The organism is Streptomyces colwelliae (assembly GCF_048158785.1).
GTDB lineage: Bacteria > Actinomycetota > Actinomycetes > Streptomycetales > Streptomycetaceae > Streptomyces.
This window is the reverse complement of the sequence record NZ_JBLTJC010000926.1, coordinates 1-488: the sequence shown is the minus strand read 5'-3', so window position 1 is coordinate 488 and position 488 is coordinate 1. Positions and strand designations below refer to the sequence as shown.

Annotated in this window: 1 protein-coding gene; it reads right to left on the bottom strand. The window is 53.9% G+C overall.

Going from position 1 to position 488, the window contains the following annotated elements; all coding sequences use genetic code 11:
* The coding region (gene ribB, locus ACNFOC_RS55195) for a 3,4-dihydroxy-2-butanone-4-phosphate synthase (RefSeq protein ID WP_521987310.1) at positions 1-488 on the bottom strand (488 nt) is incomplete at both ends.

The following is a 488-nucleotide window of genomic DNA, read 5'->3' as shown; positions in this document are numbered from 1 at the left end:
CTCAATGCACTCTGGTGCACGCGCCATCGTGCCATCGTCATTAGTCAGCTCACACAGCACACCAGCCGGTTTAAAGCCTGCCAGCGTCATCAAATCAATAGTCGCTTCAGTATGACCGCCACGCGTCAGTACACCACCTGCCTGCGCGCGAAGTGGGAAAACGTGGCCTGGGCGATTCAGATCTGAAGGTTTTGCGCCATCGGCAATCGCTGCGCGAACGGTCGTAATACGGTCAGCGGCAGAAACACCGGTAGTCACACCTTCAGCTGCTTCAATGGTCACGGTAAAACCGGTGCCATAGGCGCTGGTGTTATTTTCTACCATCATTGGCAGATCGAGTTGTTTACGGCGATCGTCAGTGATGCACAGGCAAACAATACCGCTACCGTGGCGAATGGTCAGCGCCATCTGCTCAACGGTCATGGTTTCTGCCGGGAAGATCATATCGCCTTCGTTTTCACGGTCTTCATCATCAAGCACCATTACAC